Genomic DNA, 17,081 nt, shown 5'->3' with positions numbered 1-17,081 from the left:
GGCTTTATGGGTTCGCTATTAATGCTTAGGCTATTTTAAGGATTAACTTTATATTTATTTTTAAACCTAATCGGATAATAAGCTTTTACGCTTCGCCCTAATTATAATTTTGAGATAATAATAAGCTTAATCAATTTAACTAAGTCAGAAGTACAACAGCTATTAAAACAAAGAGAGTTTTAACACGGCATTATTTCAAGGCACTTAAATGACCTAGACACACCCCTTGCTAACCCTATAACGGCTCATCTCAATTTATTCTGCTCGCAGACATCACCAGTCACAGCTGATCTAAACAGACAACATTAGGATCCACAAATAGTACGGCGTTATTTGGCAAACGTGCCTACATACCAAGGCAAGCGCCGTGCTGTAACAATTACGGCAAAAAGATGTACACATGACCCATTTTTTCTATAGAAAAGATGTACACATGACCTATTTTCCCTATAGAAAACGTCAAAATATGGCATCCACGATCACGGCAAGGCTTCAACTATGGTGAAAATCACCACAGCTGTCCGTCACTCATTTGAGACTTTGCCCACGGGCTTCCAGTGAATACCGCCTCCATCGTTGGCGCTTGGTCTCATCACTGGGGAATAGTCCAGTTTAAACACCTTGCTACTATGGCTATAGGCTACATAGTGGACTTCAATTGCCTGAATAACGTCTAACACGGCAGGGCTAATTTCGTCTTTTTTGGCTAACTCTAAATTCACTGTCTCTTGATCAAATTTCAGGTCACTATATCGCTGTATAAGATCAAAACTTTCTTCCGTAATTTGGTAGAAATGGGACTCATCCATTAGCTCAGAAAGATGTACAGATGACCGATTTTGTCTATATAAATATAGTGCCATGTGTACACTTTTTTCAGAGTTTCGCTTGCGCTTAGTATTGAGTCCAAGATGCTTCAGAATATCGTTTAATTCCTTCGCAGGTGTCTTACTCGGTTTGTAGTTTTCAGCGCCGAAATAGCGAGGAATAGCACCAATGGATACGAGCATGAAACGGTAGCGATTCACGCGCTCAATAATCTCCTCGGCACACTGTTTATAGAAAATTGCACCAGGTGCAAATTCAACGCCGCCAAAAATAATCGAATAGATCTTGCCCAGTGCCTTTCGGTAGTTTCGGGATGTGATGTCCTTCTGCTGATCATTAGTGGACTTGTATCGACCAATGGCTGCGCTGAAACGAATCACCTTACTTGGACTAACCTGTAAGTCTTCATCCGTCAAAGTGTGCTCATGTGCATAACCCAGAGCCTTTTTGATGTGCCATGCCTCTAATTCTATTAACTCATCACTATCTAGGAATGAGCGTGACTTCATTGCCTCTGCCATTGTGTCTGTGATCGGGCAGGCAGCAATTAACGCTTGGTGATGCTCGCTACTCAATTCCTCTTTAATGAGCTTGAGATTGGCTTGGTGATCAATGACAGACTCATAATCTTCCAGTGTTGTATTACAGCGCTTAATCTCAAAACACTTCTGGTGCAGCACGTAAATCAGGCCATTTGCAAAACTTGATATAGCCTTGTATCGCGTCTCTAGCAGCTCAGCTCTCATTTTGGAGAACGCCGTTACCTCAGCCACCACACCATCTTCCAATACGCTCGCTTGCTGCCTTCCTTGAAGCATACGGTGTGCTTTTACTTCTACACGGTGCTTTTGGCTCAGGAATAAGTGAAAGTCTTTGCAACGGCGTACACGGCCAATCATTTGATATGCATCCGTAGGCTTTACCGTGCTACCCGAAAAGAATCCCGCCACAAAGTCAAAATGGTCATGCTCAATAGATAGACCAGAGCTAATTACACTGCTCGCAATAATGACATTGTATTTTTTAGACTCATGCTCAGGATTAGATAAAAATGCTGCCTGTTCAGTTTTCTTCTGGTTAGGTCCAGTTATGGCCAAGCATTTAACATGGTCATAGTGACTGAGAGCACGTTCCAGCTCCTCAACTTTCGATGCCGTGTCACATGAGATCCAGACATTGTTATTGTCCAGCATTACCTTATTCAGAATATGGCGATAAAGAGCCGCCTCCGAGTCATGCAGGTACGCCGTCTTGCCTTCGTCCTTTGGTGCAATCTGCACAAAGTTAAACTTCTCACCCGGTCTACATCGCTCAATAAACTCTACTACCCGCTCATTGATGGTGGCATCAGCAACAATCAGGCATTGAGCCTGCTTTACGATCTCGCACAATCTTTCGTAAATAAGTCTAGAGTTGGTGTGATGAAACATATCATCCGTGGTGAATGCCTCAATCACCTGAGAAATCTCATCAATAAACACGTATTTATTGCGCTTCACGAAGTCTTGGAAGTACTCATAATCAATACTTGGTAGACACACAGACAAGGCATCTTCAGAGCTATTCCATTGATCAAAACGCCCATGCCTTAATGCCTGCTTTACGGCGATCTTCTCATCCTCGTAATTGTCCGTGCCCAGACGTTCACTCATCTCCCTGATTAAGCTACGCAAGTGAGCAATAGACAGGAATGTATGTTTATTGCTGTAGCACCATTTTCTAAACGGCAGGCCTACACGCTGGGTTTTACCTGACCCCGTGGGCGCTTGAACGATGTAAACACCGCTGTAACTTGGTGTCACCTTGTACGGAATAAACGATGTAACGCCTGTAACCAGTGGCAGGAAGGATGCATTTCTTATGTTTCTATTAGTAAGGCGCATTTGCCCAAGGTGGCTCACGACCTGAGTATTGTGTTTCTTAAGCTTTTTATCGCTAACAACGAGCTGCTTTAACACGTTCTCATTGTTGTAGCGTGTAGCCTTTCTAATTTTGTTGGTAATGCTGTCCAGTGTTAGTGGATGTATGTTTCCGCATGCTGCCCGTTCAATCGACTCTCGAAGGTCCCACACACTCATTAAATAAGGAACATACTTTAGTGACTTGATGGCAACCGTATAAGCAGCACATGCACACTTAAACGGATCAAGCTCTGTTGTAACCATGTTTAGGTAGTAGTCTGCGGACTTGCCTAAATCAAGCGTGACCAGCTGCCGTTCTGCATCATAGATAGGAAGGTTATTTACAGGCCCTTTGGAGATCAGGTCAACAATTTCATCCTGACTGAGGTCTGCAAAGTCTGCACCTGGCTTATGTGGCATATAGAATTTTGCGCCAGTAGCGATAGCCGCCTTATGACCAGTACCACGAGTATCTAAAATCTGCTCAGAAAGAAGGACTTTTTTGGTTAAGTCTTCGTTGCGATCTACCGTGTTATCGTTATCCGCAATAATAAAATCATTCTGCTGAGCCAGTTTAGGGAATACCTCCTTCACTTTGTCAGCTGTAAAACAAACAATGACCTTATGGCCAGTGGCATGATGAAACGCCAGTCCAGTCTTGTAACCTTCGCAAAATGCTGCAGGTAACTTGCCATCAATCACAAAATGATAATTTGTGGACTGAGCACCAGCGAGTGGGCGCTTCTTACCGTCCGCCGTAATGAACTGAAGACTTACTATTTCCCCAGTGTTCACATCATGCAATGGGATGATTAACGGGTTTTTGAAGTACTGGCGGCCTGCAGTTGATACTGATTCAAGTGTTCTCGCGCCTACTGGCTTGATCCACGCCGTTTTTGGGTTGCTTTGTAAATATGGGTGACTATCGCAAGACTTTGCCTTATCCCATATCTGCTGTGCCTCAATCTTTTTAGCAGCATAGCTATCAAGCTTAAGGCGCTGTTCCTTCTGCCTTACCTGTTCCGCTTTACGGCGTAGCTCTGCCAATTCCTCTGCGGTTGGCGCTTTGTTGTTATCCCGTTCTGGGTTAAATACACCACTTGCACCTGTGGCATGGTCGAAGTAGGCGTAAGTGCCATCTAAACGTAATCTAACGGATGTAGATTTATTGGAGGCTTTTTTTCCTCGTGACGGGATACGATATTCTCTTTCCACTGCCAGAACGCTAGGCAGCCTTGAGGTATCGTAACCAAGATCAGATAAAAAGTTGTGGACGGTTTTAAACGACATGTTATAATCAGTTCCAGATTCGGGCCCTGCTACTAAGACTTTGGACGGTTTAAAGTAGCGGGGCTTTTCTCATTTTTAATATCTTAAATTTCTTTAAGCTTCCATTTTTCTCGCACATAAGAACGCAAAAACCCCGCGGATCAATACGCAGGGTCATTCGATGCATTCAGTTGGTTTTTCTTTACGTCCTTGTTTTTGGCATCATCAATATAGCTTTTGATATCGCTATATTCCCAGCCATAGTACTTTCCAAATTTTTGAGTATTTGGAATTTCCCCTTTTTTAGCAAGGCGCTGCACTTGGCGAATATGTAAGCCTGTTTCTGCAGCAATAAACTTACTCCCCACAATGTTTTTATCTCGTGGGTAGCAAGACTGATATGGGGCAACCTCCCCAGCTTGGTTGTTTAAACTTTCTTTTGCATTAACCATTAGATGCACATCCTATTGTTGTGCACCAATTTTCACTCTATATACGGCGGTTTATGCCAGTTTATGCAACTGTATGCAATAAATTGCAATAAATTACACCCAATTCTATTGTTTCCAATAGCCATAAAGGGCTAAAATCAGTGTGCATCACTGCTAAATGCTATATATATTGCTCCTTAATTGGTGCTTTACCTCTTTCAAGGTAGTTTTAGTTAGTGCTGGGAATCAAAGGCCTGTCACCAAAGAATCCCAACGTGAATTACCTCGCGGTAGTTTTCGTTCAAAAAGCCTCGTTAAGTGCAACTTCGACCTCGCACTTTTCGGGGCTTTTTAATGCCTTGTGATTACTCAATGTTAATAATTCACAAAACATTTCCCGATACTTATTTGTCGTATATAGCGACATTTTCACGAAAAGAACTACAAATAGCAACTTATAAACAGAGCGTATTTACATTTAATTCATAGATCGCCGTTGAGTGCTTAAAATTCCGCCTATTTTTTGTTCTGTACGCGTTCACAAAAAGTATGTTGCGAAATACCCTTTCGTATTGCTTAATATTGCATAGGCTTGCATTTTATTGCTTATTATTGCAATAGCCTAAGCATGGCCAAGCCCAGCTTGCAAGGCATTTGCTAGTTTCTTCTGTGTTGCTTTTATATTTACTATTTTTTCATTTTGAGCCTGTTCTTATTCGTTTTTGAACATAAGGAGGTCAATTGAATGAATCGCATCATGATTCAGCATTGATAGGCAGCTGCCTCTATGCTGAAACACATATAATCGTCAGACCAATCGGGGAATTGCTAATGACCAAACTTTTAGAGTCTCAAGCTCGTGCACAGCAGAAATACAGAGACAAAACAAAAAACGTTGCTGTGACTTTCAACCTAGAGGATCCGTCCGAGTCTAAGCTACTGGAGTATCTTGAGCGCCGTTGCAGCGATCTAGGCACAAAGAAGGCATCTTATGTGAAGCAGCTCATTGCTGACGATATGCAGAAAAACAAATAATCATCCCTTCCTTTTAGATCAGGCGTCCAACATGAGCGCCTGATTCTCCAGCTACGGCAAAAAACTCGAGTCAGCACACCAAATACCCTTACTTAAAAATAATTCGTATTTTTTTATCGCTCCTTATTGCATATACGCGTATATAGTCGTATATTATTTCCTGTACGCGTACATAGAAGCATATAGCAATCTAACTATGTACGCGTTTATTAAATACTTATATACGCGTACATAACGCAAAGGAAACAACATGAATGTATTGAACGGCGTAATGCCCGCTCAGATTGTGAGTGGAGTTGATCTAGCTGTTGAGCAGCTGGGCTACATGCAGGACACATTGCAACGCTCTATCTCAAGCTACGAGTCACACGATATCCGTACAGACAAGCTATCAGTGATGCTAAACGTGCCAATTTATACGGCGCAAAAGTCTCTCCTTGCTATGGAGAATGTAAACGCTCTCATTGATGCCAAGAACTTAACCAAGTCCATTGATGTGATTTACGGCGTGTTATTTCAGCTAGAGGAAATCAAGCACTGTGATATGGCCAAAGTTGAAGTAATGAGCCTTTTAAATGGTCTGCTGTTCGTTGTTCGCGATGTTCGTTCAACTGTTTCTGGCATTAGCTCTATTCTCAAAATGGGAGCTGCAGCGTGATTCCAGCTAACAAAAAAAATGATGACCTAAACGCCTTGAGAAAGGATTTTTTGTCCGACTCTAAAGCGAGCCTTGAGCGCTTTGAATGGATTTGCGCTCTCACTGACCAGATCAGAAAAGAACTCGAAAAATGCGACTCTGCTGCCAACTCATGTGCAAAAAAGCTTGCTGATATTGCTCATTTCTTAAGTGATGACTTTGCCAACACTGTCGATCTGCGCCGTGAATCTCTTGAAATCGAGTTACAGGGAGCTGACAAGTGACTGAGCTAGAAAATAAAAAGTACAACTCCAAGCTTGGCAGTGTGGATACCTTTTTTATACCACACCCAGGTGCCAATCACTTAAATGCCCAGGATGTGGCTTTTGAATTAGTAGCAAGTGCAAAAGACATTTCGATTGCAACTTTTCAATGTTTTGAAGGTGGCAACAGGCTAATGATTAGCGCGGAGATTGTTGCCAATCTTATTGTTGAAATTCAAACAAAATTAGAAATGATCGAGCGCGTCTTGCCTATGGCTTTTGGTGATGAGGTTCCTAAGCATGCAGAACACTAATAAATACGATGTCCATGAGGCACTAGAGATGGCAACTCTGGCAAAGGCCGACATGGAGTGGACGTTCTTCATGATCACCGACATTAAGAAGCGCCTAAAAGAAGTCAGAGCAGAGATGGGCGGGAAAAACACCATTGCACTTTACCACCTAGAGCAGGCCGTGGGCCTATACCAATACGTTGCTCAAGACCGTCTTGGTCACCATTCGGACGAAGCCGAAAGACTCGAAAATGAGTGTAACCACAAGGAGGAAAAATAAATGGCACATCGTCCAACCAAATTAGATCGAATGACTGCAGAAGAAAAAGAAGCGGCAGCAAAGGCGTTCTGGGAAGCACCAGACGAGGCGCTCGTTACTCCTGAGACTATCGCCATAGTTTTTGATGTGAGTGTCTATTGGTTGCAGTACAAGCGCAGCAACGGCGGTGGCATCCCATTCTCTAAACCTAACGGCTCTCGCAAAGTGTTTTACACCAAGGCAGATGCAATCAAGTTCTTTGAAAACAGTTAATGCCCTAATTGCCTGGTCATCCAAGCGATAGAGCAAGTTGAAGCAATACGCCCATATTGCATGGGCATAACTATAACCAATGCACCATTGAACCTGTGACAGGCGGGATTTGGTGAACAATAAAATGATTAGGTCGAAATGAATACTACAACCCAAGAGCACTCAAATTCAGATTTTGAGCAATTTAAAAAGAATCAGGAAAAAGCTGAAGGCATGCTGGATAAGGCATCAATCCTCAGCAACTCGGCAAAAAACCTACTTAACCGCCTTGCCTATAGCATGGATGGCAGCGAGATCTCTCCACAGTCAATTAAAAGTCTTACTCACATCGGGTTACGCCTACTCAAGGAAATTAAAAGAACCCTAGTGACTGCCCAAGGCCTAACCGATGTCGATTTAGCAGATGTAATCAAAACTACCAATGGGATCGCCGTACTCATCCTTGAGGCTTCTCGCCTTGATACCTCAAACCTTGTTACCTGCGAGGCGTTCTGGGCAGCTATGGAAGTCACAGCACTATTGACCGAAGACCTAGAGCAAGCAGCAGAGGATATTTGCGTTTCTATCAGTCTGATCTCTGAGGCTCAGTCTGACGTTCTTAAGCAGGCAGAGGCAGCCAATGACCCAAAGGTTAATGCAGCATGAGCATGATTGCAGAATTCCCTAATGGTCATGTGTCACGCGTCATCATTCTCTGCAGTCCTTACAGCGTTTTTAGGCTTCGCGCTGACAGTTTCTTGTACGTGGATGAATACGGCGAGCGCCAACACGTATGCACGTTGAGCGTTGAAGACTGGGCAAAGATGCGAGGCGTAACACTGACTGGATGCAAGCGCCCAGATAAGAATCGCGAGGCCCCTTGCAATGACCTTGGTTGAGATTAGAAACGCATTACTGATTTTAGCTCAGGAACGTGGCTGCCCACATTTCGAGATGTACGTGGCTAAGGAGATTTACTGGGCAATAAAGATGGATTTGCCCCATCCGTTGAGAGACGCCGTAGAAGGTATCAAGCCTGCAGAAACGGCGCTATCCAAGTCCAATGTTTATGCAGGGCACATGGCTTTTAACCTAGACAAGTTTTTAAGTGAAAAGAAGGCACATAGGGACCTTGTTTTACAGAAATTAAGAATTAAGCCTGAGTTTTTATTCGATATGAGATTCGGGCTTATACCAGAGAGCCATCCAATTTGGGCAGAAGTCGAAGCTGTCCTATTTGGTGGAAAAAATACTACTGATTGAGGATTACCAGATGACAGGCAAGGAATTCTTAAAAAAACGTGGTGTGAGCAGAACGGCTGTGCTTCTTACCAGCATAGTCCATAAGGATGCAACCCACTATCGTTTTGATGATGGTACTGAGTACCAACGCGGCACCAGTGGAAAAGCTTTGATGCTTTGCTGCGGCAAATGGATAGAGTCCAGTACAACCAATTCACAGCTAGAGACTACATACGGGATTGTGAGTATTGCCTCTGTTCGTGCTGCATTAAAGGAGCACCGTTTACAGCATGGCCATAACCGCCAATACAGTCTGTTGAATAGCGAGGCTCAGCAATGATTAGACCTCGAATGGCAGAGCGCGTGATCAAGTCTGCAGGCGGTATGCAAAAGGCAAAAGCTATTTTGGACGGCGTACCAGACAGCACAGCAAACGTATACAGCATCCATCACGGCCTGTATTTACGCAAAACCATGTCTCATTTTGGATTGGCTTATGAGGCTTATTTAAGCGCAGGTGGATGGTTATTTATTACTGGCCTTTCCAAGTCTTCACTTATCAAACTTAGTGAATTGCGCCGTGCCGTTGCTCTTGTTGAAGGCAAGGACAGACTATCTCATGCGGCAAATGACTGTATTGAGCAGGTATTTAGCTCATCCAGCGCAATGGTGGCCAAGTTCGATATTGGTGATGAGGTTGTTCACCAATGCCTATTAAAAAGTGACGCCGTTCATACGGTGAGCAGCATCCGAAAGAGTAAATCCAAAGGGATTGGCTATCTCATTGAATGCCCAGACGGAAAGCAATGTCAGGTTAGCGAGTTGCATATACGCAAAGCCATGCAGCAAGAGTCGATCACTGGGCAACGTATTAGCAGCCTTGATGATGCATTGACTGTAACCGAGCTAAACGCCCTATGTGCGTCCAGTGGTGATCAAGATGCCTAGAAACAGTCTACCTAAAGCTCAAACACAAGCATGGTTGCTTGAAATGCTGAACGATCCAGAGCAGTGCCATTACTTCGCCGTGGTTATGGTTGAAGACGATGCCCCTGAGCGTGGAAATTTCGGTACTTGGGACGCGCCATTTTATCACCTCGATGAGGCTGAGAAATTTAGAGACATGATGAAAATCCGTTTCTCAAACGCTCGCATGGTCATCAATAAAGGGACGTTGCCCTTATCAGATGCCCTTACTCAAGGACGTAACCGTTTCTGTAATACGTGGATTAAAAGCCACAAAAAACGATTACAGCAACTCTCCGCTAAGAAAGGAGCGCAGCCATGCAAAGCATAAGCGCACCAGAGATACGGGAACTGCTTAAGTCCATTGAGAAAATCGCAGTTAGACCAGGGCATGTTACTGCACGTGATCTATTGATTGCCCCTGCCTTGTTCAAAAAATTAATAGAGGCCCGCACAAACAATCTTATTCAGGTTGAGATTCTAGTCGATGGATCGCCTCTAGACATCGAAGTAACGGAGTGAGTCATAGCATGTCGAATAAGAAGGTTTATAGCTTCAAGGCTATCGGTAGTGGCTGCCGTATCTCAGGTCGAGTACTGGCTCGAGATATGAGCGATGCAACCAGTCAGGTGATGTGTGAAATTCACCCCTATGGGCAGATGAACGTCAATATCTGCGAGTTGCGCAACCAAGCGCGTGCACTAAAAGAATGGAATAAAAAGCAGTCTTCTGGCGAACAAGGATCAGTAGCATGACTTTCAAAGTACCTGAAAAATTCAGAATCACAAAAGGCCCTATGGGTAGCGATTCAAGTTATGGAAATAACGGTGCATTTTGGGTGAAAACCAAAAAGTGCGTATTCACTGTAATTGCTAGTGATCAAGGTGGTTGGGAGCATGTGAGTGTATCTCTGCCTGCTCGATGCCCTACCTGGGAGGAAATGTGCCTCATCAAAGACTTGTTCTGGGATGAGAGTGACTGTGTGGTCCAGTACCACCCAAGCAAAAAAGACTATGTGAATAACCATCCATATTGTTTGCACCTATGGCGCCCCACTGATGCCGTTATGCCTACCCCTCCAGCCTTCATGATTGGCAAGGTAGGTGTTGCGTGAATGAGTTTGAAGAAGTGAAGCCATACACCCAAGAAGAACTTGATCAGCAAGCAGTATGGGGTGAGGAATTTGACCAATGGTGGGAAGACGAAGGTCAATACCAACGTGCAGGTGGTGGTCAATATGAGAGAACTTTTGCTTGGTGGGCTTGGTTGAATCGGGAGCAAAAACAACAAGCCATCATCGATGACCTTCGCTTACAGCTCAACAACATGGAGCGGTGTTATATCGATGTGAAAAAAGAACGGGATGAACTGCAAGGTAAATCTCAGTGCATCAAGAATCTGGTTGAGCAAAGAAGCCTTGCTGAAAATATGCTTCGAAAAATATCGGTAGCAGCTCAAAAGAAATTGCCAACATTTGGTGCGGCACTTCGCTTCAATGATGAGGTGAAAGAGATTCTACGAGGTGCCAGTGACTAAGGGTTCGACTAAATACGGCGATCTATTCAATGTTGGTGACTTGGCCACACACAGAGAAACGGGGCGTACAAGGATTGTTCGCCATATTCGATTTAGCGTGGATGGAGAAATCATTCTGGGCTTTGGCAAATATCCTACAGGCTTCGTTTTTGCCAAGCATTACCGCCAATACGGAAAGAAAGATTAATGCTTTCCAGTGGAATTCCATCGGAACGGCGCAGGAATAGCGTTGGAACGGCTTTGGGATTCCATGGCTCAAACACAGGAATAAAGGCATGAATAAAGATAAAACTAGCCGTGGCAACTCCAAGAGCAAAGGAGCAATAACGGGAGCCACATTAACCCAAGTTAAAAATGCGCTGCACACACATGCATCCCTAAATAAACGCCCAGAGTATGCGCCGTATGTTGCTAAAGCAGTTCATTCCGCAATTTTAAGTGGCTCAGATCATCCCTTAAAGGATTTGGTCATTCGATGGGTAGAGTCTTTTGCCGCAGTCGAAGCAAAGAAGAACATACCTAAGGATGGTGAGCAGCTGCGCCGATACAAAAACAGGATTGCTGCAGAGGAGACACTGGCACTTAACGAGAACACGTTTGTAGGTGAATGTTCAAAGCATGGCTATGCCAAGTTTTACGTCTACAAAAACAGTGGTTATGCCTGTACTGAGTGCCGCAAGGAATCAAGGATTACATCATGAGTGAAATTTCAGTTTTAAACGATAGCGCTGTTGGTGCGGTTGAATGCCCAGCAACGATGTGCCCTTTGATTGCTCTCAACGGTTCGCCGTGGACTGGCGAAAAGGGCGCTCCATGTCCTGAAAAAGAAGGTACTGAACGTGGCGTCTCTTGCCTTTGGTGGATCATGTGTAAAGACCATGGCGGCTTATTAGGCGTGGATGAGGCTTTGACTCACGGCGCTTTTGTTATCGGGCCAAATAAGCCAAAGCGTACATACAAAACCACACCTAAAACCTATGAGTGCCCAAAAGCTAACGTCTGTTCATGGCAGAAGCATTCACCAATAGGACTATGTGGCCCAAGACAAGCCTTAAAGGAAGGTCTGGATCCACGAGTCTGCTTGTTCTAAATGGAGCGCCATTTTATGGATTTTAAAAAAGGCGATTTGGTCTGCCTGCATCACGCTTATTGGTCTAAGGGTTATACGGCGGTATATCCAGTACTGCAGGTCAAAGGGATTTTTATCGTCATTCCACTTATGGGCAACGCATGCATTCACAAAAGTTGTGCCTACCCTGCCTCACCAGAGGAAATACAAGCCAATCGCCGTGCAGATCAGCACGGTCACACTAACCACACCAGTGACTTATTTGAGAGTCCTGAAGACCGCAAGAGAGGAGCTAGCCAATGAAAGCGAATGAGTTTGTTAAAAAGTTTGGATGGCTTAGAGCAAAGCAAATTTTAAAATACTCGGATGACAGTCATCGCTACTTTATAGCAGATGGTATTTCAACAACATACTCAAAATATGGCGATGGTTTTTATTCTCTAGCTGACCTAAAACGCCTTGTCGAAAGCCATGAGTTGGTTAAAGAGCATGGCAGCTTAGAGCGAGCCAAAATGTATGCTGAATCAATGTATACAGCGCCAGAAGTTGTTGAGCGCATGAAACAAGCTGTTGCAGACGTGGAGAGTTGCTTATGAGTCTAACGGACAGACAGATGCGCAAAACCATGGGTAAAGGTGCAAATTTAAAAGGGGGCTTTGACACTGCATTCGCCCCCACCAAAAAGTGGAAGCGAGTTAGCGATATGAGCGATTTAAGAGTAGGCAGTTACGTCCATGTGGATTTTATATCTGAGAGCCGCACACAATCCTCAGGACAGGTTTTTAAGGGTAACGGCGTTATAGATCGGCTTGAAGATGGCTATGTTTTTGGACGGCTTGATGATGGCCAGCCGTTTTGCTGCATGGCTGAGTTTGTAAAACCCCTGCAGGATCAGACCAAGCCTGACACCCAAGACGGCGCTTTTGTTGCATGGCTTAAAACCACCCCTGAATACAAGACCTTGATCTTTATACATGGTGAGCGCCTATTCCTGCGCCGTCATAATGGTTTTGATGTGCTCGCCGTTCAATTGGCTTACAAAGCATGGCAGCAATCGAAAGTTGACATTGAGAGCCTACAGAATGAAAACGATATCCTGTTATCTCAAAAGAACTCTTTACGTGTTTTGTGTGAAACGGCGTGTGAGCTGCTGAACGAGTACGCGCATCAGGATGCAATGGTAATTTTAGATGACATGGGGGATGTATTGATAAGTGATGATGTACCGCAGCAAGGACAAGAGGATTAAGCATGCAATTCGATAAAGAACTTATCGCCGTAATACTTTCAACCGTTATTACAGCAGCTCTGCTCTGCTTCACCTTAATTCTTTTGGATTGGTTGATTGTTAGCGGCTATGTAGTCAAAAACACCTTACCTGCAGGAAAGCCAGGAACAATAGATATTGCCGTTTCATGCCTCATCATGGTTTCAACCGTGGTTGGCTGCCAACGCGCAATAATGAATATGATTAACAGTGAAACGAAGTCGAAAAAAGTTAAAGGATAATTTTGCTATGACAGGCCAAAATGAAAACCTAATCCAGTTTAAGAAAGAGACTCTTAGTCACCTAAACATCCCATTGATATCGGATGAATGGTTTCAGGCTGAAATAGCCAAGGCAGACGAGCTAGTTTCTTACGATATTGAATCAATGAGCATGGACGAGCTTAAAAACCATGCCCGCTGTTCCATCCTAATTGCTCACAAGGAGCGTATTCGTAATTTAGGTACCATTGGTGCACTTAAGAGAGAAATTGACCACCTTAAGCAAGCTAATGACGATCCCATTGCTATTTCAAATGCCACTGGGAGTGAAATGGATAAGGAAATTCACCTCACACTAACCATGGGTGATTTAGTTAATATCCACGATGCCCTATATCAGCTCTCACAAGGCTTAGAGGGAGAAAGTCTTAACGATGTGTCATCCACCCTTGACTTCATTACGGGAGCGATCGTTCTTAGTTCAGAAAATCATACTGCTTTGACAATCGTAGAATAAGAAAGAATCCAATTGCAGTAAGCAAGATAAACATGCCTCGCCCAGTGATGCTAAAAACAATTACGGCGAGGCACCACAAATAGGTAGAAAGATGACGGAAAACGAAATTAATAGCTTAATCCAATCGGCAAAATGGATCCCTTTGAATGAGCAGCTGCCACCACTCAATGATATTTTTAACAATCATGAGGATAAGCCGATTCCCTTTGCGTCCAAGGGTAAAGACCAAAGTGGCTCATTTATTTTGCATCACAATGAATTCTTGCCAGGTGATGAGGATATTCTTATAGAGCTTGGCGTCACTCACTGGATGATGTGTGAAGACTTGCAGAAAGAGATCGACCTGATCCAGTCATAATTCAACATGGCCAGTCCTCATTTTGTGTTTAGGATTGGTCATTTTTATAAATAAGGGGGTTTTATGAGTCAAATTTTACCGCGCATTACTGCTTTTGCTGCCTGCATTTCCTTGTCATCGCTACTTATTGCTTGTTCACCTGCTGACAGCAACCAGAACGGCGCTCAGTCAGTCGAAAAGAACGCTACTGAAAAAACATGGGAATTAGTATCAAATACAGACCCTATTACAGGCAAGGCTACCTATGCCGCCGTATTTAGGTTTATAGACTACTCTACTCGCCAACCTGCAGATGCTAGTCTGACTATTGCTTGCAACACAGAGGACAAGGACGTTCTCAATGTGGCTATTGTCTCAGGTATTACCGTAAAAACTGCGGGATTTGATTCTATAGGCCCTACTGGGCGTTATACGGTCAAGATTGATGACAATCCACACATAATCGGCACAACCAATCTAGGCTCAAACAATAGAGTACTTGTCTTAACTCATGAGCAATCTTTAGAAGTAACTCAGCAATTAAACGGCGCTAAAAAAGTCCTGGCACAAGTTACTGGGCTTTATGATAATTCAGTTACTTATGAAGGCAATATTTCTGATATTAATAACGCCGTAACTACCATAAAAAGCAATTGCGGCAATTTCACCAGTTAAATTTATAGGAACACAGTATGAGTAAGAATGATTGCGATCTAGCGCTTTTAGAGCTTGAGTTAGAAAAAGCAAAAATTACGGCGGAGCTTAATGCTCTAAAAGAAGCCTCAAACGTATTAAATCAGATTGCCGACCTATGTGACATGATGGCTGACTTATCTGACTCGTTAGCTAACTCTAATGATGTATCAGAGCAAGCCAATGAGCATTTAGGGAATATTAAAAACTATCTGGAAGCATGGACCAAGAATGTCCGAGATAAGAGCCATAGAGCGCAATTCAATCTGACCACAAATATGTCACCAGATATCGTTCTCCACGATTCTGAGCAAAATGCACAGTAAAAAAAAGGGGGTACGATTTGTACCCCCTTCTCGTATCACATTGCCTTTTTCAGCATTTCAAATTCACGCAAGATGCTTTCCATTGTGTCTCCATCTTCCTGCGAGCCTTGCATTTCAAAGCGTTTGCCGCCTGACACAAACTCAAAGCGCACGTTTTTGGTTGGTACATCATTCTGCAGATCGCGGATTTTTGGTTCAGAAATATTAGGTACATAGTCATTAACCTTCGGCGTGCTGCCCGTACTTCTCACATCAAGATTACGCAGTAATTCATTAATCTTGTTGGTACCGTGCTGTGTCGTTAAGCCTTTCGCTGCGGCGTTATTAAATTCTTGCTCGATGAGTTTATTCATCGCCAAGTTACCGCCTTTGCCATACGCAGCAAATTTAGCATCACGATCTGCGCTTAAGCCCTGTGACCAGATCGACCCTGCCAATTTCTTAGCTTGATCTTCACTGTATCCCATGCTTTTAATCTGAGAGATTACATCGTTCTTGCTCATTGATTGATAGCCTGAGATAGCCGCGCTTAAGCCTTTACCTTGGCGCTTCATGTCAGCATTCCAAGCATCCTGAGCTGCTTGAGCTACCTTATTCCACTCAACCTGAGCAGCGTTGGCTTCGTCACGAACAATATCCCCTACATTTTGGTAGGCGTTGCCGATCTTCCCTACTGAATCCGCTACGCGCTCATTGGCCTTTGTTAGGTCATCCATCGCTTTAACAGAAGCTTTGCCTGTGCTGTCAATACTTGCCTCCAGGTTGTTGGCTGCCAACTGCCCCTCATACCATGAAATCTTTGCAGCATCACCTGAGGCGTAGATTTTGTCTGACATGTTAATTAGGGCTTGTTTTAATTGCTCTGCGGTTGCTGTGCCGCTTTGCTTTAACACATTAAACGCCTTCATTTGGGCGTCAGCTATTTTGCTAGCTTCTTCCCTCGACGCTATCCCTAGTAGCCTGTAAGCCTTTTCTACCTCAGAAATATTATCAGGCAACTTGCCATTAACTTGATCTAAATACTCCATCCCCATTTGAACTTGTTTGGCAGAAAATACCCCCTGCTCTTCAAATTCAATCAATTTCGCTTTAGCCATATCAATTTCAGCTTGGCTTTTGGCTTGCTCTGCCCATTTTTGCCATGCTTGGAAAGTGACATCACCTGCTTGCTTACCAGTGACACCAGCCTCCTCTAATCTGGCCTTCAGATCATTTAAATCATTGCCAGAGCTATTAAATGACTTTGATACTTTGTTGAGTGATGCGTCCAGATCCACTCCAAACAGTTTGGCAGCTGCAGATGCTCTTGAGTATGCAGTTTCAGCTATTTGCCCAGAGCCAGTATTGGCTTTATTTAATTCAGCTACCCGCAAATCCCGATTATTTGCCAACTCTGCCTCTTTGGCATTAATGGCATTAATGGATGATTGAGCTGAAGCCAGAGCATTTAAGTCACCAGTCCTTTTAGCCTCCTCAATCTGCTTATCTAGCAAAACTCGCTCAATAGCTGCTTGTTTTTGGTAGGCAAGCAATTCTTCGTCAGCTTTTTTGACATTCTCCTTGGCAAGCTTAAGTGCTTCTTCTTTCTCTTTAGCTTTTTCTGCCGCCTGCGCTGCGTTCTCCCCAGCCTGAACAGATACCTTGCCTGCTTCATCAATGGTGACGATATAACCCTTAGTGAGCAGATCGGCTTGCATAACGCCGTCCATAACACCACCATTGGCCTTAATCGCTGCCTC

Annotated in this window: 27 protein-coding genes and 1 pseudogene; 24 read left to right on the top strand and 4 right to left on the bottom strand. The window is 43.8% G+C overall.

Going from position 1 to position 17,081, the window contains the following annotated elements; translation table 11 throughout:
- Nucleotides 1-524: 524 nt before the first annotated feature.
- Nucleotides 525-4,019 carry a plasmid replication protein, CyRepA1 family gene (locus FTV43_RS12780; RefSeq protein WP_179995643.1) on the bottom strand — a complete coding sequence of 1,165 codons (3,495 nt, stop codon included), beginning with the start codon at nucleotides 4,017-4,019 and terminating at the stop codon, nucleotides 525-527.
- A 140-nt stretch (nucleotides 4,020-4,159) separates the two neighbouring features.
- Entirely contained in the window at nucleotides 4,160-4,450 is a 291-nt protein-coding gene (locus FTV43_RS12775) for a hypothetical protein (RefSeq protein ID WP_179995642.1), read from the bottom strand.
- Between the two features lie 810 nt (nucleotides 4,451-5,260).
- Here FTV43_RS12775 and FTV43_RS12770 point away from each other — a divergent pair.
- From FTV43_RS12770 to FTV43_RS12705, 14 genes are all read left to right on the top strand, one after another.
- Entirely contained in the window at nucleotides 5,261-5,464 is a 204-nt protein-coding gene (locus FTV43_RS12770; RefSeq protein ID WP_179995641.1) for a hypothetical protein, read from the top strand.
- A gap of 250 nt (nucleotides 5,465-5,714) precedes the next feature.
- Nucleotides 5,715-6,122, top strand: a complete 408-nt coding sequence (locus tag FTV43_RS12765; RefSeq protein ID WP_179995640.1) for a hypothetical protein — start codon at nucleotides 5,715-5,717, stop codon at nucleotides 6,120-6,122.
- Nucleotides 6,119-6,385, top strand: a complete 267-nt coding sequence (locus FTV43_RS12760) for a hypothetical protein (RefSeq protein ID WP_179995639.1) — start codon at nucleotides 6,119-6,121, stop codon at nucleotides 6,383-6,385. The genes FTV43_RS12765 and FTV43_RS12760 overlap by 4 nt, the downstream gene beginning before the upstream one ends.
- Complete coding sequence (locus FTV43_RS12755) at nucleotides 6,382-6,678, top strand: hypothetical protein (protein WP_179995638.1); 297 nt, start codon at nucleotides 6,382-6,384, stop codon at nucleotides 6,676-6,678. Before FTV43_RS12760 ends, FTV43_RS12755 begins: the two co-directional genes overlap by 4 nt.
- Nucleotides 6,665-6,937 (top strand): hypothetical protein, encoded by a 273-nt coding sequence (locus FTV43_RS12750; protein WP_179995620.1) that lies wholly within the window; start codon nucleotides 6,665-6,667, stop codon nucleotides 6,935-6,937. The genes FTV43_RS12755 and FTV43_RS12750 overlap by 14 nt, the downstream gene beginning before the upstream one ends.
- Complete coding sequence (locus FTV43_RS12745) at nucleotides 6,938-7,189, top strand: DNA-binding protein (protein ID WP_179995637.1); 252 nt, start codon at nucleotides 6,938-6,940, stop codon at nucleotides 7,187-7,189.
- Nucleotides 7,190-7,327: 138 nt separating this feature from the next.
- Nucleotides 7,328-7,834 carry a hypothetical protein gene (locus FTV43_RS12740; protein WP_179995636.1) on the top strand — a complete coding sequence of 169 codons (507 nt, stop codon included), beginning with the start codon at nucleotides 7,328-7,330 and terminating at the stop codon, nucleotides 7,832-7,834.
- 219 nt (nucleotides 7,835-8,053) lie between these two features.
- On the top strand, nucleotides 8,054-8,431 hold the full coding sequence (locus FTV43_RS12735; protein ID WP_179995635.1) for a hypothetical protein: 378 nt from the start codon (nucleotides 8,054-8,056) through the stop codon (nucleotides 8,429-8,431).
- Nucleotides 8,432-8,489: 58 nt separating this feature from the next.
- Nucleotides 8,490-8,750: a hypothetical protein gene (locus FTV43_RS12730; protein ID WP_179995634.1), complete on the top strand. Its 261-nt coding sequence runs from the start codon at nucleotides 8,490-8,492 to the stop codon at nucleotides 8,748-8,750.
- A complete protein-coding gene (locus FTV43_RS12725; RefSeq protein WP_179995633.1) occupies nucleotides 8,747-9,358 on the top strand; it encodes a hypothetical protein in 612 nt (203 codons plus the stop codon). Before FTV43_RS12730 ends, FTV43_RS12725 begins: the two co-directional genes overlap by 4 nt.
- The gene (locus tag FTV43_RS12720; RefSeq protein WP_179995632.1) at nucleotides 9,351-9,707 is read left to right on the top strand and encodes a hypothetical protein; all 357 of its coding nucleotides are present in this window, start codon (nucleotides 9,351-9,353) and stop codon (nucleotides 9,705-9,707) included. Before FTV43_RS12725 ends, FTV43_RS12720 begins: the two co-directional genes overlap by 8 nt.
- A 199-nt stretch (nucleotides 9,708-9,906) precedes the next feature.
- Nucleotides 9,907-10,131, top strand: coding sequence for a hypothetical protein (locus FTV43_RS12715; protein ID WP_179995631.1), 225 nt, complete (start codon nucleotides 9,907-9,909; stop codon nucleotides 10,129-10,131).
- Entirely contained in the window at nucleotides 10,128-10,490 is a 363-nt protein-coding gene (locus FTV43_RS12710; protein WP_179995619.1) for a hypothetical protein, read from the top strand. The genes FTV43_RS12715 and FTV43_RS12710 overlap by 4 nt, the downstream gene beginning before the upstream one ends.
- Nucleotides 10,487-10,912: a hypothetical protein gene (locus FTV43_RS12705; RefSeq protein WP_179995630.1), complete on the top strand. Its 426-nt coding sequence runs from the start codon at nucleotides 10,487-10,489 to the stop codon at nucleotides 10,910-10,912. The genes FTV43_RS12710 and FTV43_RS12705 overlap by 4 nt, the downstream gene beginning before the upstream one ends.
- A 134-nt stretch (nucleotides 10,913-11,046) precedes the next feature.
- Here the strand turns inward: FTV43_RS12705 and FTV43_RS16030 are convergent, their stop codons facing one another.
- The gene (locus FTV43_RS16030; protein WP_257224115.1) at nucleotides 11,047-11,175 is read right to left on the bottom strand and encodes a hypothetical protein; all 129 of its coding nucleotides are present in this window, start codon (nucleotides 11,173-11,175) and stop codon (nucleotides 11,047-11,049) included.
- 12 nt (nucleotides 11,176-11,187) lie between these two features.
- Between FTV43_RS16030 and FTV43_RS12700 the strand changes: the two genes are divergently transcribed.
- From FTV43_RS12700 to FTV43_RS12655, 10 genes are all read left to right on the top strand, one after another.
- Nucleotides 11,188-11,613 (top strand): hypothetical protein, encoded by a 426-nt coding sequence (locus FTV43_RS12700; RefSeq protein ID WP_179995629.1) that lies wholly within the window; start codon nucleotides 11,188-11,190, stop codon nucleotides 11,611-11,613.
- Nucleotides 11,610-12,002, top strand: coding sequence for a hypothetical protein (locus FTV43_RS12695; protein WP_179995628.1), 393 nt, complete (start codon nucleotides 11,610-11,612; stop codon nucleotides 12,000-12,002). The genes FTV43_RS12700 and FTV43_RS12695 overlap by 4 nt, the downstream gene beginning before the upstream one ends.
- A gap of 15 nt (nucleotides 12,003-12,017) precedes the next feature.
- The gene (locus FTV43_RS12690; protein ID WP_179995627.1) at nucleotides 12,018-12,284 is read left to right on the top strand and encodes a hypothetical protein; all 267 of its coding nucleotides are present in this window, start codon (nucleotides 12,018-12,020) and stop codon (nucleotides 12,282-12,284) included.
- Entirely contained in the window at nucleotides 12,281-12,577 is a 297-nt protein-coding gene (locus FTV43_RS12685) for a hypothetical protein (RefSeq protein WP_179995626.1), read from the top strand. Before FTV43_RS12690 ends, FTV43_RS12685 begins: the two co-directional genes overlap by 4 nt.
- Nucleotides 12,574-13,230: a hypothetical protein gene (locus FTV43_RS12680; RefSeq protein ID WP_179995618.1), complete on the top strand. Its 657-nt coding sequence runs from the start codon at nucleotides 12,574-12,576 to the stop codon at nucleotides 13,228-13,230. Before FTV43_RS12685 ends, FTV43_RS12680 begins: the two co-directional genes overlap by 4 nt.
- Nucleotides 13,231-13,232: 2 nt before the next feature.
- Complete coding sequence (locus FTV43_RS12675; RefSeq protein WP_179995625.1) at nucleotides 13,233-13,490, top strand: hypothetical protein; 258 nt, start codon at nucleotides 13,233-13,235, stop codon at nucleotides 13,488-13,490.
- 7 nt (nucleotides 13,491-13,497) lie between these two features.
- Complete coding sequence (locus tag FTV43_RS12670; protein ID WP_179995624.1) at nucleotides 13,498-13,986, top strand: hypothetical protein; 489 nt, start codon at nucleotides 13,498-13,500, stop codon at nucleotides 13,984-13,986.
- A gap of 91 nt (nucleotides 13,987-14,077) precedes the next feature.
- Nucleotides 14,078-14,344, top strand: a complete 267-nt coding sequence (locus tag FTV43_RS12665) for a hypothetical protein (protein ID WP_179995623.1) — start codon at nucleotides 14,078-14,080, stop codon at nucleotides 14,342-14,344.
- Between the two features lie 63 nt (nucleotides 14,345-14,407).
- The gene (locus tag FTV43_RS12660) at nucleotides 14,408-14,998 is read left to right on the top strand and encodes a hypothetical protein (protein WP_179995622.1); all 591 of its coding nucleotides are present in this window, start codon (nucleotides 14,408-14,410) and stop codon (nucleotides 14,996-14,998) included.
- A gap of 17 nt (nucleotides 14,999-15,015) precedes the next feature.
- A complete protein-coding gene (locus tag FTV43_RS12655; RefSeq protein ID WP_179995621.1) occupies nucleotides 15,016-15,342 on the top strand; it encodes a hypothetical protein in 327 nt (108 codons plus the stop codon).
- Between the two features lie 35 nt (nucleotides 15,343-15,377).
- Here the strand turns inward: FTV43_RS12655 and FTV43_RS12650 are convergent.
- A pseudogene (locus tag FTV43_RS12650) lies at nucleotides 15,378-17,081 on the bottom strand (tape measure domain-containing protein); the annotation flags it as partial.

The organism is Acinetobacter sp. YH16053 (assembly GCF_013417035.1).
GTDB lineage: Bacteria > Pseudomonadota > Gammaproteobacteria > Pseudomonadales > Moraxellaceae > Acinetobacter > Acinetobacter towneri.
Note: the sequence above shows the minus strand (reverse complement) of the source record. Positions and strands in the feature narration are given on the sequence as shown.

Coding starts and splice junctions, on each gene's coding strand:
- FTV43_RS12780 (WP_179995643.1), bottom strand. CDS start 4,019: ATGTCGTTTAAAACCGTCCACAACTTTTTATCTGATCTTGGTTACGAT.
- FTV43_RS12775 (WP_179995642.1), bottom strand. CDS start 4,450: ATGGTTAATGCAAAAGAAAGTTTAAACAACCAAGCTGGGGAGGTTGCC.
- FTV43_RS12770 (WP_179995641.1), top strand. CDS start 5,261: ATGACCAAACTTTTAGAGTCTCAAGCTCGTGCACAGCAGAAATACAGA.
- FTV43_RS12765 (WP_179995640.1), top strand. CDS start 5,715: ATGAATGTATTGAACGGCGTAATGCCCGCTCAGATTGTGAGTGGAGTT.
- FTV43_RS12750 (WP_179995620.1), top strand. CDS start 6,665: ATGCAGAACACTAATAAATACGATGTCCATGAGGCACTAGAGATGGCA.
- FTV43_RS12745 (WP_179995637.1), top strand. CDS start 6,938: ATGGCACATCGTCCAACCAAATTAGATCGAATGACTGCAGAAGAAAAA.
- FTV43_RS12740 (WP_179995636.1), top strand. CDS start 7,328: ATGAATACTACAACCCAAGAGCACTCAAATTCAGATTTTGAGCAATTT.
- FTV43_RS12735 (WP_179995635.1), top strand. CDS start 8,054: ATGACCTTGGTTGAGATTAGAAACGCATTACTGATTTTAGCTCAGGAA.
- FTV43_RS12725 (WP_179995633.1), top strand. CDS start 8,747: ATGATTAGACCTCGAATGGCAGAGCGCGTGATCAAGTCTGCAGGCGGT.
- FTV43_RS12720 (WP_179995632.1), top strand. CDS start 9,351: ATGCCTAGAAACAGTCTACCTAAAGCTCAAACACAAGCATGGTTGCTT.
- FTV43_RS12715 (WP_179995631.1), top strand. CDS start 9,907: ATGTCGAATAAGAAGGTTTATAGCTTCAAGGCTATCGGTAGTGGCTGC.
- FTV43_RS12710 (WP_179995619.1), top strand. CDS start 10,128: ATGACTTTCAAAGTACCTGAAAAATTCAGAATCACAAAAGGCCCTATG.
- FTV43_RS12700 (WP_179995629.1), top strand. CDS start 11,188: ATGAATAAAGATAAAACTAGCCGTGGCAACTCCAAGAGCAAAGGAGCA.
- FTV43_RS12695 (WP_179995628.1), top strand. CDS start 11,610: ATGAGTGAAATTTCAGTTTTAAACGATAGCGCTGTTGGTGCGGTTGAA.
- FTV43_RS12690 (WP_179995627.1), top strand. CDS start 12,018: ATGGATTTTAAAAAAGGCGATTTGGTCTGCCTGCATCACGCTTATTGG.
- FTV43_RS12685 (WP_179995626.1), top strand. CDS start 12,281: ATGAAAGCGAATGAGTTTGTTAAAAAGTTTGGATGGCTTAGAGCAAAG.
- FTV43_RS12680 (WP_179995618.1), top strand. CDS start 12,574: ATGAGTCTAACGGACAGACAGATGCGCAAAACCATGGGTAAAGGTGCA.
- FTV43_RS12675 (WP_179995625.1), top strand. CDS start 13,233: ATGCAATTCGATAAAGAACTTATCGCCGTAATACTTTCAACCGTTATT.
- FTV43_RS12670 (WP_179995624.1), top strand. CDS start 13,498: ATGACAGGCCAAAATGAAAACCTAATCCAGTTTAAGAAAGAGACTCTT.
- FTV43_RS12665 (WP_179995623.1), top strand. CDS start 14,078: ATGACGGAAAACGAAATTAATAGCTTAATCCAATCGGCAAAATGGATC.
- FTV43_RS12660 (WP_179995622.1), top strand. CDS start 14,408: ATGAGTCAAATTTTACCGCGCATTACTGCTTTTGCTGCCTGCATTTCC.
- FTV43_RS12655 (WP_179995621.1), top strand. CDS start 15,016: ATGAGTAAGAATGATTGCGATCTAGCGCTTTTAGAGCTTGAGTTAGAA.